Below are 24,797 nucleotides of genomic sequence, written 5' to 3' on the forward strand. Positions count from 1 at the left end.
CTCACCTGCTCGTTAATCACAAAACAATCTTAATATAGCTTCAAAACAATCACGTAACACAAATTACCTTACGTTTACGTAAGGTGGCAAGCTAAATTGCCACACTAATCACAAAAATAACTCAATCAAGCTTTGTTCAGAGTATCCCTAAATGCTATCGTGCTGCAATAAATATAACAAGCAGTCGTTGGCGCCTTATGTCATCAAGTAACATAAGGGGCGAAAAACTCATTTTTTCAAGCGGAGATGTCACGTGGCAGTTTTTAATCATGTTTCGTTCGATGAACACGAACAAGTGGTCTTTTGTCATGATAAGCAAAGTGGTCTGAAAGGCATTATTGCCATCCATAATACTAACCTAGGTCCTGCCGTGGGTGGTTGTCGTATGTGGAACTATCAATCGGATGATGAAGCCTTAACCGATGTACTACGCTTATCTCGTGGAATGACCTATAAAAATGCATTAGCGGGTCTTGCCATGGGCGGCGGTAAAGCGGTGATCATCGCCGATCCCAAAACAACCGACCGTGAAGCGTTATTTCTTGCATTCGGACGCTTTGTGAACAGTTTAGGTGGTAAATATTATTCTGCTGAAGACGTTGGCGTTTCCACAGCGGATATTATGATAGCCAGCCGTGAAACTGAATTCGTAGCCGGTCTTGAAGGCAAATCAGGTGATCCTTCACCGCAGACGGCATTAGGCACTTATCTGGGCATAAAAGCCGCCGTAAAACATCAACGTGGTATTGATAGCCTAAAAGGGATTAAAGTCTCAGTGCAAGGCGTCGGTCATGTCGGCTATTACTTGTGTAAACACTTACATGATGCCGGCGCTGAGCTGGTGGTCACCGATATTCATCAAGCCTCATTAGACCGAGTCGCCGATGAATTTGGCGCAACTCTTGTTGCTCCGCAAGATATCTACACCCAAGATGTTGATGTGTATGCGCCATGTGCATTAGGTGCCACCCTTAATGACACCACCTTACCACTATTAAAAGCCACCATCGTTGCCGGTTGTGCCAATAACCAATTAGCAGAAGTGCGCCACGGCGAAAAACTCAAACAAATGGGTATTTTGTACGCCCCAGATTACGTGATTAATGCTGGCGGCATTATCAATGTGTCATTTGAGAAACACTATGACGTAGCCGCCTCTACTGCCAAGGTTGAGCAGATTTACAATACCCTACTGACTATTTTTGAACGTGCTGATAGCGAGAACCGCACTACGGGTTCTGTTGCCGATGAAATGGCTAAAGCTATTATTGATGCCGCGAGATAGTTAATCAGCTTTATATTAGGGCTTTTTAATGCCTTAACATGACTTTATAGACATGAATTTATAAACAAAGCTAAAAGGAAATGCCTATGCATTTCCTTTTTTATTGTCTGCCCATTACATTTTTACTTAATGACTGATTCATCAAGTTGCAACAAATCGTTCACCTTAGCGTCAACTAACTGCCCTACCCTAAATCAACACTGACGCAATCTGTGTATTAGGGTGAATGACCGATGATCTCGCACAGCAAAAAAAAACATCAGCACCGCCAACCTTTAGCTCACTTAACTCAGCAGGGGAAAATCCAGCAGTTTCATGCTCTGTGGATATCGGATGTCCATTTAGGCAGCATTGATTGTAAAGCTGAGTTTTTATTATATTTTTTAAACCATAGTCAAAGTAACTACTTGTATTTAGTTGGCGATATTGTCGATATTTGGGCATTAAAAAAACGCTTCTATTGGCCCAATAGCCACAATAACGTCATCAAGAAAATCCTCGAGCTGGCCAGTAACGGCACACAAGTGATCTATATCCCTGGTAATCATGATGAGGCTTTTAAAGCTTATGCAAACAGTCACTTTAGGGGCATTACCCTCGCCAAACAGCATATTCATGAGTCGATTAGCGGCAAACGCTTTTTAATGCTTCATGGCGATCAATTTGACTCACAAGTCTGTGTCAGCAGAGCCTATGCCAAACTAGGTGACCATTTATATGATGTGTTGCTTTGGCTTAATCGCCAATTACATAGGGTAAGAAGTCGCCTAGGGTATCCCTATTGGTCATTAGCCAGCTACATCAAACTCCGCGTCAACAAAGCCCAGCAAGCCGTTAATCAGTACCGTGATGCGGTATTACGCTATTGCGCCAAACAACAGGTCGACATGGTTATCTGTGGTCATATCCACCAGCCAGAGTTATCACAACATACGATTAATGACAGCATCATCACTTACGCTAATGATGGTGATTGGGTTGAAAATTGTACTCTCATTGCAGAAACAGGAATCGGTGATGTGCAGTTACTCAAGTGGGATCAACAAACGTTACAAGCTACAGCAGTAAACACGATTGATTTTTGCAGTTCAGAGGCTAAATCAATCATCACGCCCCAAACACAGCACGTTGCATAAATAAGGCTTAAATATGATATTTACTGTCGATAATGTGGTAGAAAAAAACCTGCCAAATGTGCATAACAAGCCGTGGTTAGCCGTGCCGACTAAAGCCATGTTACGTTACTTGCTTCATGAAAAGCAGTGTAATGACATAGCTAACGAACACGCGCATTTATCCGGTGTCGATTTTGTTGAGCAAATTTTAGCGTGCTTAAATTTCAGTTACAGCGTTCCCAATAACGAAGTTGAAAATATTCCGATTGAAGGTCGAGTGGTGATTTACGCTAACCACCCTATTGGGTCACTTGATGCATTAGCATTGATTAAATTAATTAGCCAAGTTCGTCCGGATATTAAGGTGGTCGCCAACGAGCTGTTAATGGCTATTAAACCGTTACATTCCATTTTATTGCCAGTACGTAACATGACTGGCGGTACACCTAAACAACATTTAAATGAAATCCATCATCATCTTAAAAATGAAGGCGCGATATTGATTTTCCCATCGGGTGAAGTGTCACGTTTACGCCCAACAGGGGTTACTGACTTACATTGGCACAGCGGCTTTTTAAAAATGGCTCGCGCCTGTAATGCCCCCCTTTTACCGATGTTCGTTGACGCAAAAAACTCTGCTACGTTTTATGGCGCCTCAATGATTTACAAGCCATTGGCAACGCTATTACTGATTAAAGAAATGTTCAAACAAATGGATCATGTGATGCCGGTGCGAATTGGCCAACTGATCGCTAAAGAAGTGGTCAGCACTCAAGATTTTCCGCTTAAAACCAAAGTGAATTTGCTTAAAAATCATTTATACCGCATAGGTAAAAATCGCAGTCCATTATTTATCACCCAAAATGCCATTGCCCATCCAGAAAAACGCTGTGAATTACAACAAGCTTTACAACAATGCGAACTATTAGGCAAAACCCAAGACAACAAACAAATCTATTTGTATAAGCATACTCAAAGCAGTGCAGTTATGCGTGAGATTGGTCGGCTTCGTGAAATCGCATTCAGAGCCGTTGGCGAAGGTACCGGTAAACGTCGTGATACCGACAAGTATGATAATCACTATTTTCACATAGTGTTATGGGATAAAGACCAATTAGAGATTGTCGGGGCATACCGTTTTGCCAGTGCCAAAATACTCCATGAAACCATTGGTAAAAATGCCCTGTATAGCCAATCACTATTTGAATACCACGATGCGTTTGCACCCTATTTTGACCAAGGACTCGAACTTGGACGCAGTTTTGTCCAGCCTAAATATTGGGGCCGCCGTAGCTTAGAATATTTGTGGCAAGGTATTGGTGCGTTTTTAATTAAAAATCCGCAGTATCGTTACCTCTTTGGCCCTGTATCCCTAAGCGATAGCTTGCCGGTACCGGCCAAAGAGATGCTGGTATTTTTTTACCAACATCATTTCGCCACTAAACACGTTTTAGCGACTTCATTTAATTCATATCAATTCACCACCGAACGTCAGCATCAATTACACCAGCTATTTAATGGCGATGACTATGCTGAGAATTTTAAAATACTCAAACGGACGCTATCGAATATGGGTGTATCAGTACCGACGTTATTTAAGCAATATGGCGAGCTATGTAACAACCACGGCGTGCAATTTCTCGACTTTGGTATTGATGCTGAATTTGGTGACTGTATCGATGGTTTAGTCTTAGTCGATATTCATCAATTAAAGCCGATTAAATATCAAAAATACTTAGCGGGGCATTTACCCGAAAACAAAATTGCATCTTGACCAAATACAAGCTGCGAACCTGAATAAGTGGTTGTCATTAGGCGTTAAATGATTGTTAAATTTATATTTGTCTGATATAAAAGAATAAATACGTGGAGGATCGCTTATGACAACGTCTACCGAAATGTCGACAGAGACATTAACGAATAATGCGGCCAAACATATCTGCATCGCGGACATCATGACCACTCGAGTGGTTACCATAGATATGGATGACAGACTGACACTTGCCAAAGAAATTTTTGATAATGTTAGCTTCCATCACTTACTGGTGGTTGATAATAAGCAACTGAGTGGCATATTGTCTTATCGAGACTTTTTACGTGCACTCAGTCCCAATATAGGGACCGCAGCCGAGTTAATTCGAGACACAGAAACCCTGCAAAAAAGGGTTCATCAAGTCATGACCCACAATCCATTCACCATTGCCCCCCATTGCGACATCCACCAAGCCAGCAAACTGATTTTAGACCACGATATCGGTTGTTTACCCGTATTAGACAACAACACCATTGTGGGCATTATTACTTGGAAAGATCTATTGAATGCCTATTGCCTTAGGTAAGTGATCACGATTTTATCTGCTAAACCTTATCTAACCTAAAAATACGCTGGCTGCTAACGTCACACTTTTGACTGTATATGTGGCCGTGTTTTTAGCCATTTTCACCCAAGTTTTAGCCATTTTAGCCCAAATATTAGCCGGTATACTCTGCCATACTCTGCATCATTTATCATAAACACCTAATGTTGAAATGTAGACAGAAACCTTTTTTGCAACAAATCCTAAAAAAATAAAAATTATTAAGCTTGCCAACTAGATAGCTTGATTTAGTAAATTGTTCATATTTCTATACTGGAAAATGTCACATTGCTCTGCTTAGATTACACACCGGGCTCGCAACTATCATGCGATAAGGACGGCATTATGACTAAGTTTACTTACCATCTCAATCAAGACAATATTGAGTTACAAGCGAGTAATTGGTGCGGGCTAGAACGGGTATTTATTAATGGCAAGATGGTGTCACGCAAGTTCAACTTTGGTTTGCAAAGCATGCATGATGTCTTGCTGAATAATGGTAAGAAATGCCGTTTTCAATTAGTTGTCGATCCACAAACAGAATTAGTATCATGCCGGATCTATAAACAAAACCAGTTGGTGACTATTTTAAAACAGGGTAAAAAACAGCTACAACAAAGCCAGTTACTGATTGAGACGACCTTAGTTATTGTGTTTATAGGCATGCTCAGTTTGTATTGGTTAGGTTAACCAATACAAACTGATAAATGATTAACCTAGGGTAAACTCAAGCTGTACCTTCGACTTTGCGGATGTAGGTTTGCCATCAACAAACTTAGGCGCATAACGCCATTGCGTTAATGCTTCTATCGATTCTCTTTCAAACTGGTACCCGCCTTTGGAGTCAATAATTTCAGGCGATTTAACAAAGCCATGTTCATCAACCGTAAACTCAACTTGCACCCAACCATCTTTACCTCTTTCGGCATATGACCGAGGGTAATTAGGTGGTTTTCTAAATAACGGCGTTTGTTCTTGTTGGTCATCCCATGGGGTCATTTTACCAATGGCAACACAATGCTCAGTGGCTTTATTGCTTTTGCCTTGTTGTTCGTAAAGTGTCACTAACAATGCATGGGCATGAAGTTCATATGGATGACTATAAGGCAATGCTTGATATTGTTTAATCACTTCAAGTAAAAGCGGCGTTGCATCATTTGGGCGGTTCATTGCCGCATAAAGTGCCCCAACTAGATAGGTTGAATTGACGCGTTTAATCGCATTTTCAGGTAGTTTATTGACATAGATATCATTGGCATCCATGACAAAACTTCTCACGGTACGCGTATAATACTCGGTACCCGATAAGCGATGGAACGCAATGAGTTTAACTTCAGCAACCGTTAATAAATTATCCGCTTTTTCAGCGGCGCTGATAGCTTCAAATAAAAGATCTTTAGCATATTTGTCATTTGCAGTCGTTTGAGCTAACCCCACTAACGGATCAATCAGAGCGATATCATTATCAGCAACATTATTGCGATATACCCTCAACGCTGACTCAAATAACTTTTGTGCCTGGAGCGTCGCGGCATCTTCAATAATACGACCGTTATGATTTCTCTTTGACTCATTCACTAGGGCATTGGCCCAATTAATGGCTAACTTGCCACTGTCAAGGCTGTCCTTGCCAAATTTAACTTGGCCTAATGCATAGGTTTGTTGTGCATATTTCAGCGTATCTTGGTTGTTATTGCTGTTAACAGACAGATTGTACTGTTGATAAGCTTGTGAAAAACCATCGATATCGGTTGGTACAGCGTAGGCAACATGGGTCATAAAAGCCGCTGCAATTGATAAGCGTAAAATTGTCTTCATCGTCATCTAAATCCTTTTTATTTTTTATCCCTAAGTCTTTCTCTCTAACCATTTACCGCTAAGCAGCGCATTGGTCTCAGTCTATTTTAACAATTTTCAAGCCAGTCTGAATCAATTTTATGACCCACATCAACTTAATGAACATTATTGTAAACAATACGTTGTGAAATATCTATCATTAGGCAAACTGAATATATGACTCATTTATCTTTTATCCCAGTGAGGGTCAATACAGGAGACAAGATGTCAGCCATCGCAAAATTGCTCCATGCTATGCTCAGCAGTTTTAAAGATCTTATTCCCATTATTTTAGTCGTCAGTTTTTTTGAGATATTTGTACTGCATCAAGCGCCAGCAGAACTGGGCTCTATTCTTGTTGGTGTGGTGTTTATTGTGTTGGGACTGACTTTTTTTGTCTTTGGTTTAGAAATGGGTTTATTTCCTATTGGCGAATCTCTAGCTCAAGCGTTAGCGCGAAAAGGCAGTGTGTTTTGGTTAGTCATATTCTCTTTCTCCTTAGGTTTTGGCACCACATTAGCAGAGCCAGCCCTCACGGCAGTGGCAAACGAAGCCGCACAAGTTGCCGCTAACGCTGGCGCGATAGAGTCAAATGAACAAGCCATGAGTTCTTATGCCATGGGCTTACGATTAACCGTCGCCATTTCGGTTGGTTTGGCCATTCTGCTTGGCGTGATCCGCATCCTTAAGGGATGGCCAATTCATTATCTTATTATTGGTGGTTACGTGTTAGTGATGATCCTCACCAGCTTTGCGCCCGCCAACATTATCGGCATAGCTTATGATTCTGGCGGCGTCACCACATCAACCATTACCGTGCCATTGGTTACCGCACTAGGTGTGGGTCTAGCCAGTGTCATCAAGGGCCGCAACCCAATGATCGATGGTTTTGGGTTAATTGCTTTTGCAAGCCTGAGTCCAATGATTTTTGTGTTGCTGTACGGCATGGTGTTTTTGCAGTGATCGATATAGCTAATAGAACAAGGAGTTCTTTTGCTGAATGAATTGATGACCACCCTATTACTGACCGCCCGTGATGTCATCCCTATTGCGGTGATTTTATTTGGCTTTCAACTTGGCGTGCTTAAACGCCCTATTAGCCAATGGCGTAAAGTATTACTCGGTTTTGTGTATGTCATTATTGGACTTACTTTTTTCTTAGTTGGTTTACAACTTGCTTTATTCCCCATTGGGGAAAGCATGGCAAATCAATTAACCACCAGCGAATTTTTGCATCCCGATGGCGGCAATGCACCGTTTATATGGCAAGACTATTTTTGGGTATATGTATTTGCCGCAGCTATTGGTTTTAGCACCACTATTGCAGAACCGTCATTAATTGCGGTGGCAATCAAAGCCAACCAAGTCTCTGGTGGCACCATAGGAATTCAAGGCTTACGAATGTCGGTGGCATTTGGGGTGTCTATCGGTATTACTTTAGGCTGTTTTCGTATTGTGGTAGGCGATCCCATCCACTATTACATTATGGCCGGTTACGTGGTGGTGGTGATCCAAACCTTTTACGCCCCTAAAATGATTGTGCCATTGGCCTATGACTCAGGAGGCGTAACCACCTCTACCGTCACGGTACCACTTGTGGCCGCGTTAGGGCTTGGACTCGCCACCAATGTCGAAGGTCGTAATCCATTAATTGATGGTTTTGGTTTAATTGCCTTTGCCAGCTTATTTCCAATGATCACTGTTATGGGTTACGCCCAAGTGGTTGATTATTTATCAAAACGAAAAGCCACTAAGGAGTAACCTATGCGCTTTAAATTAATTGTTGCCTTTGTCGACGACGACTGCACCGACAAAGTGCTCGATGCAGCGCGTATTGCCGGAGCCACAGGTGCAACTGTCATTAATCATGCCCGCGGCGAAGGTCTAGAAAAGAAGAAAACCTTTATGGGCTTAACACTCGATGTCCAACGTGATGTTATTTTATGGCTGGTAGAAGAACACATGAGCCGCCATATTTTAGAAACGATTGCTCAAGTCGGCGAATTTGACACCAATTCGGGCAAAGGTATTGCGATTCAAATTGATGTCGAAGATGCGGTTGGTGTTGCCCATCAAGTTGAAAAATTGAGTAAAGATATTGAGGATCAAATATGAGCAACAAACTCCCTATTCGCAATCGCGATGTGATGAATAACCATTACGCTATGATTGACGGAATGCACACAGTAGCAGAAGCAATACAAGTGGCCATCAGTAAAAAGGTCAATATTTTAGTGGTGAATAAACGCAATGAACATGACGAATATGGCATGGTACTGATGAGCGATATTGCCCGAAAAGTGTTAGCCAAAGACAAGTCTCCTGCACGCACCAATATTTACGAAATTATGATAAAGCCAGTGCTGTCATTGTCTGCTGACATGGATGTTCGCTATACCGCACGGCTATTTGAACGCTTTAATATTAACAAAGCACCTGTGATTGAAGCGGGTGAAATTTTAGGTTTTGTCACTTATGACAATATCGTCTTAAAAGGCATGATTGCCGAGTCATAATGCGCGATGTCCATAATGCACAAATCTCATCATTCGAGTTGGTGAATAATAAATTCAATTAAGGTCCGGGTTTTTAACGGCAGATTTTTGTCTTTATATAATAAGTGTATTGGCATCGCATCTGGAGGTATTAATACGCTGACATTTGTCAACAATCCAGCTTGAATTGCCTCTTTCACCACTATCTGTGGCTGTAAAATAATACCCAATCCATCTATCGCGGCTTGGATTAATACCAAGCCACTATTGGACAACAATCTAAAGCTGCGTTTACCAAACAACTGGCTATGGGCACCCGCTAATGAAGCACTTTTTGAATAGCTAAAGCCTAAACAATCATGATGAGGTAAATCGTCAATTGACGCTATTGGCGGGTGTTGAGCTAAGTAGTGAGGTGAAGCACAAAATACCATTTCATAATTCATAATATGCCTGCCAATTAGCGCGGAGTCATCAAGAGTGCCAATCCTTACCACCACATCAGCATGATCTACCATGGGATCGATTAGATTATTATCAAGCCGTAGCTCCACATCAATTTGCGGATATTGCAGCAAAAATTGATTCACTATCGGTGCCAGCACAATATTGCCAAAACTAACTGGCGCATTAATTCTAATGGTGCCTTTGGGCGTCGAATTCATCGACTGCAGGGTATTTTCAGCTTGCTCAATAGCCATCAAGATTGTCTGGCATTCTTGGTAATAAACGTGGCCCGATTCCGTTAATTCTTGTTGACGAGTAGTACGGTTAATCAGCTTAACCCCAAGGTAGGCCTCTAACTGATTAATGTGTTTACTGACCATAGTCCGGCTGATATTAAATTTATGCGCAGCTGTGCCATAGTTGCCCTGCTCAGCCACATGACTAAACACCTGCATTGCGGTTAATTTATCCACCGAATGTCCTTAATACTTCATTAAACCAGCCTTAATTATAAACCTATAGTGTTTTCTGTAAACACCACCAAGCCATTTTGCCTTACGCAGAACTGGTTTACGATGCCCCATTATTATTAAGGGGTCGATATGGATAACAAACTGGATCAACAAGGCGTGTTTATCACGGCCGAAATTCACATTAAAGACCAAGTGCCATTGGCACAAGGAATCGCAGCTGTCCGTCAATTTTGTGCAGATATGAACAACGAACCAGGCTGCTCACTTGCAATGGCTCTGCAAAATAAAACCAACCCTAAGCAATTTGTGTTTTGGGAACGTTATGATGACCAAGCAGCATTTGATGCCCACTTTGCAGCTGAACATACTCAGGCATTTATCAAATCGGCGTTAACCGATTTAAAGCAAGCATTTGACTATCAACTATTAACGACTGAGGGATAATCAATGTCTGAATCAATTAAGTGGGCAATATTAGGCACCAGTTTTATCTCTGGGGTAATGGCCGATGCGATTAAAGCACAAGGTCAAAGTACAATTTATGGCGTGGCAGGACGCAACACCACAACATTGGCAGAGTTTGCGACCCAGTATCAAATTCCACATCAATTTACTGATTTTGATGCGTTAATCAACAACCCTGAAGTCGATGTTATATACATTGCCCTGCCAAATCACTTACATCATGAATACGTGGTAAAAGCGGCTAATGCTGGCAAAGCGATTTTATGTGAAAAATCATTGTCAGTAGACATGACAAAAACTGCAAAAAGTCTGGATGCTGTAAAACAAAACAAAGTGTTTTTCCTTGAAGGCTTAATGTACTTAGCTCATCCATTTATGCAACAGCTAAGCAAAACATTAGCCACTGGTGTGATAGGTGAAGTAAAAAGTATCCGCGGCCAATATTGCGCTGCCATTAGCCAGTTTGTTAACCCCGCTAGCCTTGGTGCATTGTTTAACCTAGGTTGTTACCCAGCATCATTAATACAGTTAGTGATGCAACAGCAATTTGGCACAGAGCAGAGCCAGCAATACCACATTGAAGCGACTGGAAGACGTGGTCAAGACGGTAATATTTGCGAATCGACTGCCATCGTCAGTTACAGCAATGGGGTGCAATGTCATCTTCACACCGCTGAAGACTATGGTCTGCACGCAGGCTTTACTATCTTGGGCAGCTTAGGAAGTATTGAGTTCACCTCAAACCCTTGGTTACCAGAATCTCAAGACAATCACTTTACCGTTAGGTTATATGAGCAACAAGCTGAACTAGTAAACGTTGAAGCCAAAGGCAATGGCTTTTACTATCAAGTAGAAGCTGTGCTTAACGCATTAGAAACTAAACAATACACAGTACCTAGACCTTTGGTACAGCTCAGCGACTCTGTTGATATTATGCAAATGCTAACAACATGGCATAAAGCCGCGTTAGAAAGCCGCACTGCAAACCACACCACTGAACGCTAAACATTGGTTTACTCGCTGTTGCTGAATCGTCGATAATTCAGTAACAGCAACGTAAGCGTACTCACTGTGTTCATCACTTAAGTGTATTTCCGATCCTTGTGGTAGCTCGCAGCGAAAAATAAATGCTTGTGATTGATACGCACGGTGAAAATAGACCCCAGACAGATAATTGACCGTAACTGAACAACCCAATTCTTCTTGGCATTCCCGCTGTAATGCTTGATGGATGGTTTCATTAGGGTCAAGTCCACCGCCCGGTAAGCCCCAATGCTTATCGCCGTAATTGGCTTTTAATAATAGAACTTGCCCATCATCATTGGTGATCACCGCATGAGAACTGAGCCTAAATAAATCATTAAATGCCATGACGGTGTTCCTGCTAAAAAGAGTGAACAGCTAACGCTACTGAGTAAAAATAATACTAACATTTAAACTAACTATTATAGCCTGCTGTGGTTTAAGTCCGGCTGTGATTTTGATCAGGCTGTGGTTTTAATCAATAGTAGCTTAAATAGATTAGCACCACTTGCGATGATTAATGCTTTCTGTTCAGAGACAATAAGCATAAGCCTTTCATCGATATGTTTGGCAGACAAAGTCAATTCAACTACATCAATGTTTGCTCGTAGTGATAAAGGCAGATCACGACTAGCTCGTTTCTGGACAATTTCAAGTTAGAGTGAAGTTTAGCCGCCGACGGTTTTTATTAGAAAAAATACTTCCTAAACCTAATAATATTAAAATTTTTATTCTCTAAAATTACCGATGTTTATGCTTCCCTATATTCAATTATTCTACAAAATTATTCGACTGTTTTAGCTGTTTAAATGAGTTTTTATATCTCCGAGATAAACGAAGTGTTTGTCCAGACTGCATGGTGATTTCAGCGTCGCCACTAGCAAGCGGCTCAATACAATGTACAAAGTTTAAATTTATTGCTAATGATCTGTGTATTTGGCATAGCGAGTTTGTCGGATCACTGGCCACAAATTCAACCAGTGTACTTCTGGTTGGATAGACTTGATCACCAATATGCAGATTGACGTAATTACCCGCTGATTGCATCCACTCGATTTGCTCAGTTTTAATCAAGAACTCTTTGCCTAACTTTTTCACCAGTAAGTGCTTTGTCAGCTTGCTACTGGCGTTTGTAGTGATGTCTATACAGCTCGCATCACCCAACCATTGCTGAATGATTTGTCGGTAAAAAGAGATCAAAATGACGAATGAACAAAAACTCCAAACATCCTTTCGAAGCTCATAAATAAGTTCGTAACTGAATTCAGATATTGATTTTGCAAAATCATATTCAAGCGAAGAAAATTGGTAACTTATCTCTCTCAAAACGAGCATAACAACGACATGAGCCATTGAGAAAACAACAGCAGCGGTTAAATATTGCAACGATGACCATTTAGGTTGCTTCCATTGCCACGGATACTTGGTCATAAAAATAGCGACAAGGGGCAATAGCAATAACGATGATAAAGCGCTTGAATACTCCCAAACAAACGGTTCCCAATTAGCTAAGTTTGCAATGCCATCGCGCTTGGATTCCATCAGGACTGATGTCGAATTTATTCCTGCATTAATAAAGAAATACACAGATAAAATGAATGCTTCATAACTGATTTTATTATTTTGATAATGCAGCTTGGTAAATAACATCTTAAAGCGCTTCCTCTTATCCCTAGATTCCACCGCTTATCACTTATTCATTTCTTTTCAATGGAATAGCGGTAAATCCATACATCCAATAGAGATATAGTGTGCAGAAGGTTTAGACCATATACAAGAGATTACTTATGGATTTATTAAATGAAAAAGAGTCAAATCAATCAAATAGATTGCATCATTTAGATTGGTTGAGAGTTATAGCCATCGGATTGTTGGTTCTATTCCACACTGGCATGGTGTATGTGCCGGAATGGGGATTTCATTTCAAACATGAATCGCAATCTACTTTGTTGCAGCATTTAATGCTTACGTTGTCACCGTGGAGAATGGGGCTGTTATGGTTCATATCAGGTGTCGCATTGAGATTTATGCTACTCAAAGAAACCAGCGGAAAATTACTGTGGAGCAGAAGCCTTCAACTGCTTTTCCCATTATTAATTGGTGTACTGATTGTTGTACCTCCACAGCTTTATATTGAAATGAAACAAGCTGGCAAAATGCCTTTAGACTTCTGGCCGTTCGTTTACGCCTTCTATGTTGCCCCCCTCAATTACTTTGACGATTATCAAAGCGGTATTTGGCCTCATGTTGATGTAAACCATCTTTGGTTTTTACGTTCGTTGTGGAAGAACAGTATGGCGTTATTGCTGATCACGCTTTTATGCAAACATTCTCCATTACTTATAAAAAAGTGGGTTCAAAAGGCTGTAGTTTTTGCCAGTAACAAACTGTTAGCGCTTTCAATTATGCTAATCGCTTCGACATTGTTAATCGACACTCTGCTAACTGGGGATGCCGTTCGTGAAATGTACGGTTTACTATTACTCTTAGTGGGCTTTTGTCTGGGAAGTATTGGTTCATTCTGGAGTAAATTGAGCGCATCGTGGATAGAAATAACACTATTCGCATTCATATCACTTATGGCACTTCAATTTGGGTTCAGTTATATTTGGCAAACCGGACTTTATGAAAACGATGATGTTGCAGCGATGATGTTCGGTATTGTCTATGCTAGCGCGAAAACAATGCCTGTGCTTGCGATACTCGCTATTGCTAGTCGTTATCTAAATCGAAAATCCCGCATTGTTAGCGAACTTAATCGATGGGTATTTCCAGTTTACATCGTTCATCAAACCATCATTATTGTAATGGCATACACGTTATCAGGTTTTCGAATACCAATAGCTTTGGAGGGGGTTGCTGTATTAATACTAACAATTACTCTTTGTTGGTTAGGGATGCTGATTGTAAAACGCTCGACTTTACTGAAAATGAGTTTTGGTGTTAAACCAGCAGCCACAAGTCTGTATCACACATCATACTTGTGGCGAGCGATCATCACGATATGTTGTATTCCGCTTGCATTAGAGCTTATTCACTAATTTTAGCAGAGGATAGAATATTACAATGTTAAGTTAAGTGAATCCAACTAATCATTCGAAATAGTATTGCAATTAGTGAAAGTTGCACGCTGGGTTCATAGGAGGGCGGCACTTGGCAACAATTGTCGTCTATCCGACAAAAGTAAGTCCGCTAATTAGATTTGAGCTTTTCCTCTTTAGCTTTCATCTATAGACAACTATGCGGCTAAATCGAAGAGAGTTAAATTACAGGTGTAGATGAGTCAGCGAGTATCCAAAACAGGGATGTTTTGGTTAAGCCCACAAGGATGCTGATTGTAAAATCAAGAGCTGGCGTCTCGCTTAATCATCTGCACTAAGGTCACTCTTTCACATCCCTGTGATCGCGACATTTACTACGTACTGTAGCTCACCTGCTGCAGGCAATAAGTTCAAATGAAGCTACGTTATAAATCAAGCTAAACCAATACCAAGTAAGCTGAATTAATCAATACCTCAAACACACTTTTCCCCTGTAACGAGTTGAGCTAATAATAAATGAAGCGATTAAACACTTGGTTATGTCAAGGCTAGGTGTATCAATATTGTCGGCACATACCTTGATGTATGGTGGAGAACTTGGCTTGTACGTTTACCGATAAAATAATTGTCGATGAATTCTTATTGGTTTGTTTAGTCTAAATCAAAACGGTAAACCTGGCTCGCGACTAAGTTTCTCAATCATATTGAAACCACTGGCCGATCATTATTACAAAAGAAATGATAATAAAACGATATTTCCTATAGCCAATTTAATCGGTAGCAACGACGATGTCAGGGTTCTCACTAAAGATCTTAAACTATAGGCTGATTAAACAGTTTTTTTCCTTCAGTTAATAAATGCTGAACGGCGGGATGTTTAATCTTTCGCTCAGGCGATATTAAATAATAATGTTCAGTAATTTCCGTTGTTCTTCCAATAATTTCAACATCAAATTGTTCTATAACATGATTTTCAATGATAGTTGGCGCGCAAAAAACACCGTACCCTGCTTGCCCAAAATATTTGGCCAACACTGAGTCGTCAAATTCACCTATTATTTGGGGCGATATATTTAGTTCATTAAACCAAGAAAGTACACTCAAATGCTGATTAGATCCTTCTCCTGCCGTAAAAAATGGATTACCGTCAAGAGAGTGTGGAAAGTTAACAGCTAACGTTTTAGCAAGATTTTTATGAGCAAAAAAACTAATACCGGATTGACCTACGAGGTGACTGTATGCTTTTAACGAAGAACCTGTTGGCAATGATGTATCACTTAAAACAGCATCAAGTTTATTTAGCGCTAATTCTCCAAGTAATACGTCCAAGCTCGCTTCTTTACACACTAACTTAATAGAGTCGTCCATCGTGTAGACCGCTTTTAATAAATTAAATGAAAACACTTTCGCGATGACATCAGTGACTCCGATGGAAAAACGAAAAAAAAAGTCAGTTGAATGATTTTTCAATGAATGAATCAGTTCATCTCCTAAACTGAATATTTCCTGTGCGTAGCTCAGTGTGATGTGACCCATATCATTAAGCACCAAACGCTTACCTTTTCGGTCAAACAAACTATATCCTAATTGAACTTCTAATAAGTTTAACTGAGCACTAAGCGTTTGTGGCGTAATATGCATGACTTTTGATGCTTGAGCGATACTGCCATGTGTCGCTATCGCATGAAAATACTGCAAGTGATGATAATTAAGCTTTACCATATAATTCCCTAATGTACTTTTCTCTCATCTAATGTTTATTTTCTCAAAATACATTATCAATTTTTTATTGATGAAAAAACAACTAAAATCGACTTTTAGTACTATGATTAATTGGATAAAGTTAAATCATTAGAAAAAAAGGATTTATATGTCAAAAGATAGTTTCCCCTTAATGGTTTTCGCTTTTTTGGCCGTTCAATTGTTGTCCGTACCACCAGCTAAGGCAGTAGAAGTACTGACGGCTCAAGAACTTTCATCGCACTGCGCACTGTTTAACGCTGAACCAGAAAGCGTTGATGGTCAGTATTGTGTCCGCTATATTCAAGGCTTTATCGATGGTGCAATAGCAACCGATGCAAGAGTCATGCTAAATGCCGAAAGTGCCCTTGCAAGTAAGGAGACCTTCACGGAACGCGCGATTCGCACTCGTATGCCAAACCGTTTAGACCGTTCCAGAGCAGCAGACCTAGCCGGTTTTTGCCTCGGAGATCCGCTGCCATTGCGCGATGTAGTTAACGTTATCGTCGCCGATCTAGCAGCCCAAACAGATAGCAGCGAAGAAAATGAACCGGCGATGGAAGTCGTCTATAAATCATTACTGAAAAACTACCCTTGCAAACTATGAACTTAACTCTAGCCCAGCATACGTTTCAACGCGGCGAAACAAGACTCTCGTCTGTTTTGCTACTTCTGCTTATTTTAGCAATATCTTGGCTTCTGTGGTCGGGACTCTACAAACCACTGGTCATGAGTTTGGGGGCTTTGTCCTGCTTGCTCAGCGTTTACTTGGCACATCGTATGGGCTTTTTCCGGCATCATACAGATTTGCTTAGACTTATGCCTCGCCTGCCTGGCTATTGGTTGTGGCTGCTGCGAGAGATTATTATTTCGAGTCTGGACGTAGCCAAGCTGATCCTGAAACCCTCTATGCCTATAAGCCCCACCGTGGTTGTGCTTGAAGCGGAAGCCAGAACGGACGTGGGCCAAGTAATTTTTGGCAATTCCATTACCCTGTCCCCGGGAACCGTCACGTTGGATTTACACGAGGGAAAAGTATTGATTCATTGCCTGACCAGTGAAAGTGCAAGAGAATTACAAAAAGGCGAAGCGAATCGTCGAGTAGCAGCTCTGGAGCCCCGCTAATTATGTATATTGTTGTCTCTATAGCCATTTTGGTGACCATGGTATTGGCCCTAGTGAGAGCACTTAAAGGGCCAAGCGTTTACGATCGCGTACTGGCAGTCAATGTGTTTGGTACCAAGACCGTTTTGTTACTGTCCGTCATTGCATTTCTTTACGGTCGGCCTGATTTTCTTGATCTTGCGTTGGCCTACGCTCTGGTCAATATGGTCGGGATTCTTGCAGTATTAAATTATTTCCAAAATCGTTCCCGAAGAAAATCTGATTCTGAGGCAGAAAATGATTGATGTCGCGCTAGATATTCTGAGTTGGATTCTACTCGTTCTAGGTGGTGCCTGCGTGTTGATCGGCGGCATAGGCGGCCTGCGCCTGCCAAACTTTTACACCAGAATTCATGCCGCCAGTCTTACTGATACCATGGCGACTATCTTAATTTTTGTTGGTATGATCCTACAAGCCGGTTTGTCCCTAGCCGCTATTAAACTGTTTGCTATTATGCTGTTTTTGCTACTGACTGGCCCAACCGCTACCTATGCGCTGGCCAATGCCGCGCTATTATCCGGTCTTAAGCCAGACGATGGAAGCGCTAGCGACGCACCCAAGGCTAGCAACTTACCCAAAGAGGGGACCGGAGAATGATCTTAATTTTTGCACTGTTCCTACTGACCCTTCTCGTCATTACCGCTATTGCGATAGTGCGCACCGACGACCTGTTTGTCGCGGTAATGCTGACATCTATATTCAGTTTACTAATGGCGGCCAACTTTTTTATTTTGGACGCTGCTGATGTAGCACTCACAGAAGCCGCGGTGGGTGCTGGAGTGACAACGGTAATCTTCCTCTGTGCATTGGAGCTGACTGGTGACCGGGAAAAAGCTCGAGAGGGAGGTCGGTGGGTAGCTCTAGGTACTGTGAGCGTTCTGGCATTGCTAATAATATACGCCACTTTCGACAAACCACGGCTCGGCGACCCTGATGCCCCAGTGCATCAACATCTTGCGCCTTGGTATCTAGAAAAAACGCCTGAGTATATCGATATTCCCAATGTGGTCACCGCAATCCTTGGCAGCTTTCGAGGCTATGACACGCTGGGCGAGGTGTTTGTTGTTTTCGCTGCTTGTATCGGGGTTTTATTCATCCTTGGTGTGAGCCCTCCACGAAAAAATCAGCCCGTGATTAAAAAAAGTAGTGGTCTACGCCACCATCTGATCCCCCAAGTAGTCGGCCGACTGCTGATCCCGTTTATCGTGTTATTTGGTCTTTATGTACAATTCCATGGCGAATATGGCCCGGGCGGTGGATTCCAAGCTGGTGCAATTATTGCCACAGGCGTAATCCTTTACGCCGTGCTCGAAGGCGAATCCGAAGCGTTGCGCGCAATACCTCGCGGGGTGCTGTTGGGTATGGTTATAGGCGGTGCATTGCTATATGGCGGCGTGGGTGTGGCTTGCATGTTGATGGGAGGAGCATTTCTAGATTATTCAGTACTAGCCGCTGACCCAGTGTTTGGACAACAGCTGGGTATATTAATTATCGAGGCCGGCGTTGGCATGGCGGTTTGTGGTGCACTTCTGGCCATTTTCCATGCGTTCGCTGCCCGTGAGAGATTGTCATGAAACTATTGGAACTGCTGGGCTACTTCAATTATTGGGTATTCGCTATCATTTTAACGGTGGGACTGTATGCCGTGATTAGCAAAATCAATTTGATAAAAAAACTAATTGGATTATCCATATTTCAATCTGCTGTATTCCTTATGTATATTACTATGGACAAGGTAGAAGGCGGGACAGCCCCCATCATACAAAGCGGTGTAGAAGATCAAATATTTTCAAACCCAGTACCACAAGTACTGATACTAACAGCCATCGTTGTGGGAGTATCTACTCTCGCATTGGGACTGGCCATTGTGGTACGTATCAGTGAATGTTACGGCACGATAGAAGAAAACGAAATTTTGGACGCCGACTAACTACTATGGACTTATTAGCACACCTTCCTGCTTTACAAGTTGTGGTACCGATGTTATCGGCACCACTTATTGTCCTATTACAACCACGAGGTCTGGCATGGGCGGGGGCAACTGCCGCCGCTTTGGTGAGTTTTGCCATCGCTCTGACGCTTGCCTTAGCTGTTTTAGACGGTCAAACCCTCGAGTACGCCATGGGGGGCTGGCCTGCACCTTATGGTATTGCCTTGTCGGTAGATGCGTTTAGTGCACTGTTATTACTGGTGATCACAGGTGCCGGCGCTACAGCCTTGTTGGCAGCCAGATCAAGCATTGATCAACAGGTTGAATCTGAACGTCAGCCACTATTCTACTCAGCATGGTTACTGGTTCTATCTGGACTTGTGGGTATTGTCGTATCAGCAGATGCCTTCAATATTTTTGTCTTCATGGAAATTTCATCGCTGGCCAGCTACATATTAATAGCAGGTGGTCCAGACCGTCGCGCACTTCCAGCGGTTTTCAAATATCTAATGATGGGCACTATTGGCGCAACCTTCTACCTGATTGGTGTGGGGTTAATCTATATGATGACCGGCACACTTAACTTAGCTGATATACAAGATCGCCTCGGTGATGTTACCGACATAAATCCGGTTCTAGTCGCGGCGGGATTCATCACTATTGGTTTGGCTCTTAAAGCTGCAGTGTTTCCTTTGCATGTTTGGGTGCCAAACGCCTATACACACGCACCGCACATGGTGACTGTGTTTCTCGCTGCTTGCGCGACCAAGGTTGCACTGTATGTACTGATCCGATTTGACTATATGGTATTTCAGGCCACGCTTGAGGATCACGAAATTCAGTTCGCATTGTTTGCGATGCCATTGGCCATTCTCGGAATACTTATTGCCTCAGCAGTCGCGATGTTCGAAGGACATCTTAAAAGACTGCTTGCTTCATCATCTATTGCACAAATAGGCTATATTTTGCTTGGTGCTAGCTTTGTCAGCATGGCCGGACTCAGCGCCAGCGCGATGCATCTGTTCAACCATGCGCTGGCAAAAGGAGGCTTGTTCCTCGCGGTTGCTTGTCTAGCTTATAAGTATCGCGACTTGCGCCTAAATCAACTCGGTGGTGCTGCAGCTCGTATGCCTTGGACTTGTGCTGCTTTTGTTGTGTGTGGGTTGAGCTTAATCGGCGTGCCTGGTACTGCGGGATTTATTAGTAAATGGCTACTTATTACCGCAGCTTTGGAAAGCGGACCTTGGGGTTGGGGGCTAGTAGCAATTATTCTCGTCAGTTCCTTGATGGCGGTGGTTTATGTTTGGCGCATCGTTGAAGCACTTTACTTCCAAGCTCCTGTTGACGGAGAAGGCCCAACATCTGAAGCACCAGTACAAATGTTATTAGTTACCGGTTTTATTGCACTACTCAATATATACTTCGGACTGTTTCCACAGGTTCCATTAGAACTCGCAAATAGTGCTGCAGCCCTTCTCTTGGAGGGTTCACAATGACACCAGAAACGACCATATTAGTCGCCATTGGCCTTCCAATAGTAGGAGCTCTGGCTATTTCCCTTGCTGGGCGTATAGGCCCTAATATTCGCGAAGCTGCAACGGCTATTACGTCTGTTTCATTAATCTGGGTGGTATGGGGATTACTTCCGATCCTTATGGATGGAGGACGGCCCTCGATAGACGTTAGCGAGGTCATGCCAGGGCTCAACATTGCCTTTACTGTTGAACCTCTGGGCATGTTATTCGCAGCATTGGCATCCGGACTTTGGCTCATCAACTCGATATATTCCGTTGGCTACATGCGCGGTAATAAAGAGAAAAACCAAACTAGATTTTTTGTATGCTTCGCGCTAGCTCTTTCAGCCACTATTGGTGTTGCTTTCGCTGGGAATCTATTCACTCTCTTTTTATTCTACGAACTATTAACACTCTCGACATACCCTCTGGTAGCACATAAAGGCGATGCGGCTACAATACGTTCGGCAAGAATTTATCTGGGTGTTTTACTCAGTACATCTATTGGTTTGTTCCTTCCTGCAATCATCTGGACTTATACCGTGGCAGGAACGGGTGACTTTACTACAGGCGGGATCCTCGCCGGTAAGTTGAATGACCCAGAAATAGGGTTACTTCTGGCCTTGTTTGTATTCGGTATTGGCAAGGCTGCAGTGATGCCTGTACACAAATGGCTACCGGCGGCTATGGTGGCACCTACCCCAGTGAGCGCTTTACTGCATGCCGTTGCGGTAGTTAAAGCTGGTGTTTTTGCGATCACCAAGATCATCGTTTATATATTCGGGATTGAATATCTATTTGAATCACCCAGCTCAGAATGGCTTTTATATGTTGCGGCTTTTACCATCATTGTAGCGAGTCTAGTTGCAATGCGCCAAACCAACATCAAACGCCTACTAGCCTACTCAACTATTGCCCAGCTATCGTATGTGGTTATGGCCTCAGCCATTCTCAAACCACTCGCAGAGGTTGGCGCCGCCATACATATGGTGGCGCATGCTTTTGGTAAGATTACTTTGTTCTTTGCTGCAGGCGCAATTTATGTTGCCTCCAAAAAAACCGAAATCCATCAATTACGGGGTATTGGTAGGCGCATGCCATGGACAATGGCGGCGTTTACCATCGGTGCCCTGAGCATGATTGGTGTCCCTCCCACCGCGGGATTCGTCTCAAAATGGTATATTTTGGCCGGAGCTTTCGAAGCTAACAATCTAGTGGCAGTATTCACCATCATTGCAAGTACCGTTCTTAATGCCGCTTACTTTTTGCCGATTTTATACCTAGTTTGGTTTGAGCGAGAAAAAGACGGTGACAAGGAACACGGCGAAGCACCGTTTTTAGCTGTGCTGGCATTGTGTATGACCGCCATACTGACACTGGCTTTCTTTTTATTTAACGGTCCAGTCATTGAATTGGAAAGCCAAGTAGTTAAGGGGCTCGGTTAAAATGAATGACGAAAAACAATTGCACTGGTTAGTGCGACCTTCAACGATTCGTAAGCTCTGGATTGGTTTCAGTGTTGTACTGACCTTGGTGGTGCTTGCGCAGACAGTCATATACGTTAAAGGTTATTTCGGCTTTGATGGCTGGTTTGGGTTTGGTGCAGTTTATGGATTTGTCAGTTGTCTGGTGATGGTACTAGTCGCAAAATTATTAGGTCTGTTTCTAAAACGCCCACTAGACTATTACGATGAACCAGAACAAGTTCAAACCTCAGCCCCCAGTCATGACAAGGTAAAGGAGAGCAGCAATGACGTTTGAACTTTTCTCTCCAGCATTTATCCTGCTAATAGCTGCTGTTCTAATATGTTTGGTTAAGGGTCACGCGCGGACGGCTGTCATATTAATAGCGCCAATTATTACCCTGTGGGCCATATGGCAGATCCCTGATGGTGTTCAGGGCACGGTAAAATTTCTTTCATACAATATTGAACCCCTCGAGGGGAGTCCGCTAAGGCGATTGTTTGCTACTATTTTTGCGATCATGGTCTTTGTAGGAGGTCTTTACTCTTTTCGTATAGCGCGTTGGTATGAACTTGCCGCAGCCTTTGCATACGCTGCAGGTGCTATAGGCGTCTGTTTTGCCGGCGACCTCATTACGATGTTTTTATACTGGGAACTGATGGCGATATTTTCTACCATTGTTGTGTGGTGTGGTGGAACGCCTGGTGCACGAGCAGCTGGAATACGTTATGCCATCATGCATCTTCTCGGTGGCGTGGTGCTTAAAGTTGGAATTGAAGGTGTAGTGATAGGTACCGGTTCTATCCAAATTCAACCTATGCTGGCAACAGATTTCAGCACATGGATGATACTTATCGGCATATTGATAAACGCCGCGGCCCCTCCGGTATCAGCTTGGCTAGCCGATGCATACCCTGAATCTACCCCCACAGGCTCGGTGTTCCTGTCGGCATTTACGACCAAAACAGCTGTACTGGCACTGATATTATTATTCCCAGGCGAACCTGTGCTAATTGGCATAGGTCTATTTATGGTTATGTACGGTATTATTTTCGCCTTATTGGAAAATGATGTACGGCGGATCCTTGCCTATTCCGTGGTTAACCAAGTAGGATTTATGGTGGTTGCCGTAGGCATTGGTACCGAAATGGCTCTTAATGGCGCGACGGCTCATGCTTTTGCACATATTATATATAAAGCACTCCTGTTTATGAGTGCTGGGGTTGTTATATACCGCACCGGGGAAAATAAATGTATGGAGCTGGGTGGACTATTTCGCACCATGCCACTCACCTGCGTCTGCGGTATTATTGGCGCGCTAGCCATTTCAAGTTTTCCACTGACTTCAGGTTTTACAACAAAAAGCATGATATCCCAGGCAGCTGTTGATGGAAATCTAGTGTGGGTTTACATGGCATTAACCGCCGCGTCGGCCGGTGTATTTCTTCATGCCGGGATCAAATTCCCATGGTTTGTGTTCTTCCAAAAAGACTCGGGGTTAAGACCAAAAGATGCGCCATGGAATATGGGGTTGGCGATGATCATTTTTGCCAGCTTGTGCATTTTACTGGGTGTTTTCCCTGAAATGCTTTATGCCCTGCTTCCCTACCCCGTTGACTACCAACCGTACTCGATTGGTAAAGTACTTTTCTACTTGCAGTTGTTGCTATTTTCAGGACTGGCTTTCTTCGTATTATTGCCACTAATGAAACGTACCATGACGATTAGCCTCGACACAGATTGGCTTTGGCGACGTGCGGCCTTTTCATTGTTTAGGTTGATCGAACGAGCGCTTAGCTCACTAGGTGAAGTGGTTACGCAACAACGAAACCGCTTGCAGAAATTCTTACAACGTATGGCAGTGCGTTACCTAGGCCAACCGCATACAGCAGATAGCCAAGAGCGCGGCGTGTTCGCGCGCTCTTGGCCCGTGGGCACTACTGTGCTATGGATCGCTGGGTTGCTATCGGCCTACGTGTTGTTGTACTACCTGTAGCAGCAATGGGCAGCAAATTTTTCACTTGGCCCCATTTGGAGTAGTAATTTCTCAGATCAGGTAGTGACTCTTACACGTGTTGAAGATGCGTATTGTGGGGGCTGGAGGCTAGTGCTAAACATGCTATTACTAACATTTCTGTGTTTTCATAACGAGAAACTTAGGCGGTGTTTTAGCATAAATCAATTATAGCCGTACACATAAACATAACACTCTATGGGAAGGTTATATGGTGCTGAACGTAGAAAAAGATGCCATTTTTTTAGATTCATTCTTATAAATTAATTGATATGAAAACTAATCCCATTGCTCGCATGAGTAAATTTATGGCAAACCAATATAAGTATATTGTGAATGAGTAGTCGCTCAAAATTGCTTTGGTCGGATAAGCGGCACCTGTTACCAAGTGCCGCTCTCCTAAGAACCGTACGTGCAACTTTCACTGCATACGG

Annotated in this window: 27 protein-coding genes; 22 read left to right on the forward strand and 5 right to left on the reverse strand. The window is 42.7% G+C overall.

The features are described from left to right. Positions 1–253: 253 nt before the first annotated feature. The 5 genes from AAEZ00_RS14715 to AAEZ00_RS14735 all read left to right on the forward strand — a co-directional run bounded on the left by AAEZ00_RS14715 (position 254) and on the right by AAEZ00_RS14735 (position 5,447). Positions 254–1,285 carry a Glu/Leu/Phe/Val dehydrogenase dimerization domain-containing protein gene (locus AAEZ00_RS14715; RefSeq protein WP_101030955.1) on the forward strand — a complete coding sequence of 344 codons (1,032 nt, stop codon included), beginning with the start codon at positions 254–256 and terminating at the stop codon, positions 1,283–1,285. Positions 1,286–1,518: 233 nt separating this feature from the next. Then, a complete protein-coding gene (locus tag AAEZ00_RS14720; protein WP_351088931.1) occupies positions 1,519–2,421 on the forward strand; it encodes a UDP-2,3-diacylglucosamine diphosphatase in 903 nt (300 codons plus the stop codon). 13 nt (positions 2,422–2,434) lie between these two features. After that, on the forward strand, positions 2,435–4,174 hold the full coding sequence (olsF, locus tag AAEZ00_RS14725; protein WP_124013900.1) for a bifunctional ornithine lipid synthase OlsF: 1,740 nt from the start codon (positions 2,435–2,437) through the stop codon (positions 4,172–4,174). 106 nt (positions 4,175–4,280) lie between these two features. After that, positions 4,281–4,739, forward strand: a complete 459-nt coding sequence (locus AAEZ00_RS14730; RefSeq protein WP_335688908.1) for a CBS domain-containing protein — start codon at positions 4,281–4,283, stop codon at positions 4,737–4,739. 363 nt (positions 4,740–5,102) lie between these two features. Continuing rightward, entirely contained in the window at positions 5,103–5,447 is a 345-nt protein-coding gene (locus tag AAEZ00_RS14735) for a hypothetical protein (RefSeq protein ID WP_124013898.1), read from the forward strand. A 21-nt stretch (positions 5,448–5,468) separates the two neighbouring features. On the opposite strand, the gene AAEZ00_RS14740 is transcribed toward AAEZ00_RS14735, so the two are convergent. Next, positions 5,469–6,575 (reverse strand): energy transducer TonB, encoded by a 1,107-nt coding sequence (locus AAEZ00_RS14740; protein WP_351088933.1) that lies wholly within the window; start codon positions 6,573–6,575, stop codon positions 5,469–5,471. Between the two features lie 243 nt (positions 6,576–6,818). Between AAEZ00_RS14740 and AAEZ00_RS14745 the strand changes: the two genes are divergently transcribed. Genes AAEZ00_RS14745 through AAEZ00_RS14760 form a run of 4 tightly spaced genes read left to right on the forward strand, consistent with a single transcriptional unit; the run spans position 6,819 to position 9,109 of the window. Beyond that, complete coding sequence (locus AAEZ00_RS14745) at positions 6,819–7,556, forward strand: DUF1538 domain-containing protein (protein WP_124013897.1); 738 nt, start codon at positions 6,819–6,821, stop codon at positions 7,554–7,556. A 45-nt stretch (positions 7,557–7,601) separates the two neighbouring features. Continuing rightward, positions 7,602–8,354 carry a DUF1538 domain-containing protein gene (locus tag AAEZ00_RS14750; protein ID WP_101034653.1) on the forward strand — a complete coding sequence of 251 codons (753 nt, stop codon included), beginning with the start codon at positions 7,602–7,604 and terminating at the stop codon, positions 8,352–8,354. A 3-nt stretch (positions 8,355–8,357) separates the two neighbouring features. Next, entirely contained in the window at positions 8,358–8,708 is a 351-nt protein-coding gene (locus tag AAEZ00_RS14755) for a P-II family nitrogen regulator (protein WP_101030943.1), read from the forward strand. Further along, positions 8,705–9,109: a CBS domain-containing protein gene (locus AAEZ00_RS14760; protein ID WP_335688912.1), complete on the forward strand. Its 405-nt coding sequence runs from the start codon at positions 8,705–8,707 to the stop codon at positions 9,107–9,109. The genes AAEZ00_RS14755 and AAEZ00_RS14760 overlap by 4 nt, the downstream gene beginning before the upstream one ends. A 29-nt stretch (positions 9,110–9,138) precedes the next feature. Here AAEZ00_RS14760 and AAEZ00_RS14765 read toward each other — a convergent pair whose 3' ends face one another. Further along, positions 9,139–10,008 carry a LysR family transcriptional regulator gene (locus AAEZ00_RS14765; RefSeq protein ID WP_351074473.1) on the reverse strand — a complete coding sequence of 290 codons (870 nt, stop codon included), beginning with the start codon at positions 10,006–10,008 and terminating at the stop codon, positions 9,139–9,141. Between the two features lie 129 nt (positions 10,009–10,137). On the opposite strand from AAEZ00_RS14765, the gene AAEZ00_RS14770 reads away from it, so the two are divergent. Continuing rightward, positions 10,138–10,452: a putative quinol monooxygenase gene (locus AAEZ00_RS14770; RefSeq protein ID WP_351074471.1), complete on the forward strand. Its 315-nt coding sequence runs from the start codon at positions 10,138–10,140 to the stop codon at positions 10,450–10,452. A gap of 3 nt (positions 10,453–10,455) precedes the next feature. Next, positions 10,456–11,478 carry a Gfo/Idh/MocA family protein gene (locus tag AAEZ00_RS14775; RefSeq protein ID WP_351074469.1) on the forward strand — a complete coding sequence of 341 codons (1,023 nt, stop codon included), beginning with the start codon at positions 10,456–10,458 and terminating at the stop codon, positions 11,476–11,478. On the opposite strand, the gene AAEZ00_RS14780 is transcribed toward AAEZ00_RS14775, so the two are convergent. After that, complete coding sequence (locus AAEZ00_RS14780; protein ID WP_124013894.1) at positions 11,440–11,844, reverse strand: NUDIX hydrolase; 405 nt, start codon at positions 11,842–11,844, stop codon at positions 11,440–11,442. The two genes, AAEZ00_RS14775 and AAEZ00_RS14780, sit on opposite strands and share 39 nt — an antisense overlap. A gap of 423 nt (positions 11,845–12,267) precedes the next feature. Next, entirely contained in the window at positions 12,268–13,146 is an 879-nt protein-coding gene (locus tag AAEZ00_RS14785; RefSeq protein ID WP_124013893.1) for a LytTR family DNA-binding domain-containing protein, read from the reverse strand. 137 nt (positions 13,147–13,283) lie between these two features. Here AAEZ00_RS14785 and AAEZ00_RS14790 point away from each other — a divergent pair, with 137 nt between their 5' ends. Continuing rightward, positions 13,284–14,537 (forward strand): acyltransferase family protein, encoded by a 1,254-nt coding sequence (locus AAEZ00_RS14790; protein WP_124013892.1) that lies wholly within the window; start codon positions 13,284–13,286, stop codon positions 14,535–14,537. Positions 14,538–15,350: 813 nt separating this feature from the next. Here AAEZ00_RS14790 and nhaR read toward each other — a convergent pair. After that, a complete protein-coding gene (gene nhaR / locus AAEZ00_RS14795; protein ID WP_124013891.1) occupies positions 15,351–16,259 on the reverse strand; it encodes a transcriptional activator NhaR in 909 nt (302 codons plus the stop codon). A 172-nt stretch (positions 16,260–16,431) separates the two neighbouring features. Between nhaR and AAEZ00_RS14800 the strand changes: the two genes are divergently transcribed. From AAEZ00_RS14800 to AAEZ00_RS14845, 10 genes are read left to right on the forward strand one after another with little or no spacing between them, the layout of a single operon-like run. Continuing rightward, a complete protein-coding gene (locus AAEZ00_RS14800) occupies positions 16,432–16,884 on the forward strand; it encodes a Rap1a/Tai family immunity protein (RefSeq protein ID WP_233768507.1) in 453 nt (150 codons plus the stop codon). Further along, a complete protein-coding gene (locus AAEZ00_RS14805; protein WP_267898623.1) occupies positions 16,881–17,402 on the forward strand; it encodes a Na+/H+ antiporter subunit E in 522 nt (173 codons plus the stop codon). Before AAEZ00_RS14800 ends, AAEZ00_RS14805 begins: the two co-directional genes overlap by 4 nt. Before the next feature lie 2 nt (positions 17,403–17,404). Next, complete coding sequence (locus AAEZ00_RS14810; RefSeq protein WP_233768506.1) at positions 17,405–17,686, forward strand: MrpF/PhaF family protein; 282 nt, start codon at positions 17,405–17,407, stop codon at positions 17,684–17,686. Then, positions 17,679–18,038 carry a monovalent cation/H(+) antiporter subunit G gene (gene mnhG, locus AAEZ00_RS14815; protein ID WP_124013889.1) on the forward strand — a complete coding sequence of 120 codons (360 nt, stop codon included), beginning with the start codon at positions 17,679–17,681 and terminating at the stop codon, positions 18,036–18,038. The genes AAEZ00_RS14810 and mnhG overlap by 8 nt, the downstream gene beginning before the upstream one ends. Next, on the forward strand, positions 18,035–19,015 hold the full coding sequence (locus tag AAEZ00_RS14820) for a DUF4040 domain-containing protein (protein WP_124013888.1): 981 nt from the start codon (positions 18,035–18,037) through the stop codon (positions 19,013–19,015). The genes mnhG and AAEZ00_RS14820 overlap by 4 nt, the downstream gene beginning before the upstream one ends. Continuing rightward, positions 19,012–19,371 (forward strand): cation:proton antiporter subunit C, encoded by a 360-nt coding sequence (locus tag AAEZ00_RS14825; RefSeq protein WP_101030922.1) that lies wholly within the window; start codon positions 19,012–19,014, stop codon positions 19,369–19,371. Before AAEZ00_RS14820 ends, AAEZ00_RS14825 begins: the two co-directional genes overlap by 4 nt. Before the next feature lie 5 nt (positions 19,372–19,376). Beyond that, positions 19,377–20,867, forward strand: a complete 1,491-nt coding sequence (locus AAEZ00_RS14830) for a monovalent cation/H+ antiporter subunit D family protein (RefSeq protein WP_124013887.1) — start codon at positions 19,377–19,379, stop codon at positions 20,865–20,867. Continuing rightward, the gene (locus AAEZ00_RS14835; protein WP_124013886.1) at positions 20,864–22,330 is read left to right on the forward strand and encodes a monovalent cation/H+ antiporter subunit D family protein; all 1,467 of its coding nucleotides are present in this window, start codon (positions 20,864–20,866) and stop codon (positions 22,328–22,330) included. The genes AAEZ00_RS14830 and AAEZ00_RS14835 overlap by 4 nt, the downstream gene beginning before the upstream one ends. Before the next feature lies 1 nt (position 22,331). Then, positions 22,332–22,646: a hypothetical protein gene (locus tag AAEZ00_RS14840; protein WP_124013885.1), complete on the forward strand. Its 315-nt coding sequence runs from the start codon at positions 22,332–22,334 to the stop codon at positions 22,644–22,646. Beyond that, a complete protein-coding gene (locus AAEZ00_RS14845) occupies positions 22,636–24,345 on the forward strand; it encodes a Na(+)/H(+) antiporter subunit D (RefSeq protein WP_351088936.1) in 1,710 nt (569 codons plus the stop codon). Before AAEZ00_RS14840 ends, AAEZ00_RS14845 begins: the two co-directional genes overlap by 11 nt. Positions 24,346–24,797 lie beyond the last annotated feature (452 nt).

This window comes from Shewanella sp. S1-49-MNA-CIBAN-0167 (assembly GCF_040310145.1).
GTDB lineage: Bacteria > Pseudomonadota > Gammaproteobacteria > Enterobacterales > Shewanellaceae > Shewanella > Shewanella psychromarinicola.

Bases quoted from the DNA above. Each gene is read 5' to 3' on its own strand.
- AAEZ00_RS14750 (WP_101034653.1), top strand. From the start codon at position 7,602: ATGACCACCCTATTACTGACCGCCCGTGATGTCATCCCTATTGCGGTG.
- AAEZ00_RS14800 (WP_233768507.1), top strand. From the start codon at position 16,432: ATGGTTTTCGCTTTTTTGGCCGTTCAATTGTTGTCCGTACCACCAGCT.
- nhaR (WP_124013891.1), bottom strand. From the start codon at position 16,259: ATGGTAAAGCTTAATTATCATCACTTGCAGTATTTTCATGCGATAGCG.
- AAEZ00_RS14745 (WP_124013897.1), top strand. From the start codon at position 6,819: ATGTCAGCCATCGCAAAATTGCTCCATGCTATGCTCAGCAGTTTTAAA.
- AAEZ00_RS14785 (WP_124013893.1), bottom strand. From the start codon at position 13,146: ATGTTATTTACCAAGCTGCATTATCAAAATAATAAAATCAGTTATGAA.
- AAEZ00_RS14730 (WP_335688908.1), top strand. From the start codon at position 4,281: ATGACAACGTCTACCGAAATGTCGACAGAGACATTAACGAATAATGCG.
- AAEZ00_RS14825 (WP_101030922.1), top strand. From the start codon at position 19,012: ATGAAACTATTGGAACTGCTGGGCTACTTCAATTATTGGGTATTCGCT.
- AAEZ00_RS14845 (WP_351088936.1), top strand. From the start codon at position 22,636: ATGACGTTTGAACTTTTCTCTCCAGCATTTATCCTGCTAATAGCTGCT.
- AAEZ00_RS14790 (WP_124013892.1), top strand. From the start codon at position 13,284: ATGGATTTATTAAATGAAAAAGAGTCAAATCAATCAAATAGATTGCAT.
- AAEZ00_RS14820 (WP_124013888.1), top strand. From the start codon at position 18,035: ATGATCTTAATTTTTGCACTGTTCCTACTGACCCTTCTCGTCATTACC.
- AAEZ00_RS14735 (WP_124013898.1), top strand. From the start codon at position 5,103: ATGACTAAGTTTACTTACCATCTCAATCAAGACAATATTGAGTTACAA.
- AAEZ00_RS14780 (WP_124013894.1), bottom strand. From the start codon at position 11,844: ATGGCATTTAATGATTTATTTAGGCTCAGTTCTCATGCGGTGATCACC.
- AAEZ00_RS14830 (WP_124013887.1), top strand. From the start codon at position 19,377: ATGGACTTATTAGCACACCTTCCTGCTTTACAAGTTGTGGTACCGATG.
- olsF (WP_124013900.1), top strand. From the start codon at position 2,435: ATGATATTTACTGTCGATAATGTGGTAGAAAAAAACCTGCCAAATGTG.
- AAEZ00_RS14835 (WP_124013886.1), top strand. From the start codon at position 20,864: ATGACACCAGAAACGACCATATTAGTCGCCATTGGCCTTCCAATAGTA.
- AAEZ00_RS14720 (WP_351088931.1), top strand. From the start codon at position 1,519: ATGATCTCGCACAGCAAAAAAAAACATCAGCACCGCCAACCTTTAGCT.
- mnhG (WP_124013889.1), top strand. From the start codon at position 17,679: ATGATTGATGTCGCGCTAGATATTCTGAGTTGGATTCTACTCGTTCTA.
- AAEZ00_RS14740 (WP_351088933.1), bottom strand. From the start codon at position 6,575: ATGAAGACAATTTTACGCTTATCAATTGCAGCGGCTTTTATGACCCAT.
- AAEZ00_RS14760 (WP_335688912.1), top strand. From the start codon at position 8,705: ATGAGCAACAAACTCCCTATTCGCAATCGCGATGTGATGAATAACCAT.
- AAEZ00_RS14775 (WP_351074469.1), top strand. From the start codon at position 10,456: ATGTCTGAATCAATTAAGTGGGCAATATTAGGCACCAGTTTTATCTCT.
- AAEZ00_RS14755 (WP_101030943.1), top strand. From the start codon at position 8,358: ATGCGCTTTAAATTAATTGTTGCCTTTGTCGACGACGACTGCACCGAC.
- AAEZ00_RS14770 (WP_351074471.1), top strand. From the start codon at position 10,138: ATGGATAACAAACTGGATCAACAAGGCGTGTTTATCACGGCCGAAATT.
- AAEZ00_RS14840 (WP_124013885.1), top strand. From the start codon at position 22,332: ATGAATGACGAAAAACAATTGCACTGGTTAGTGCGACCTTCAACGATT.
- AAEZ00_RS14805 (WP_267898623.1), top strand. From the start codon at position 16,881: ATGAACTTAACTCTAGCCCAGCATACGTTTCAACGCGGCGAAACAAGA.
- AAEZ00_RS14810 (WP_233768506.1), top strand. From the start codon at position 17,405: ATGTATATTGTTGTCTCTATAGCCATTTTGGTGACCATGGTATTGGCC.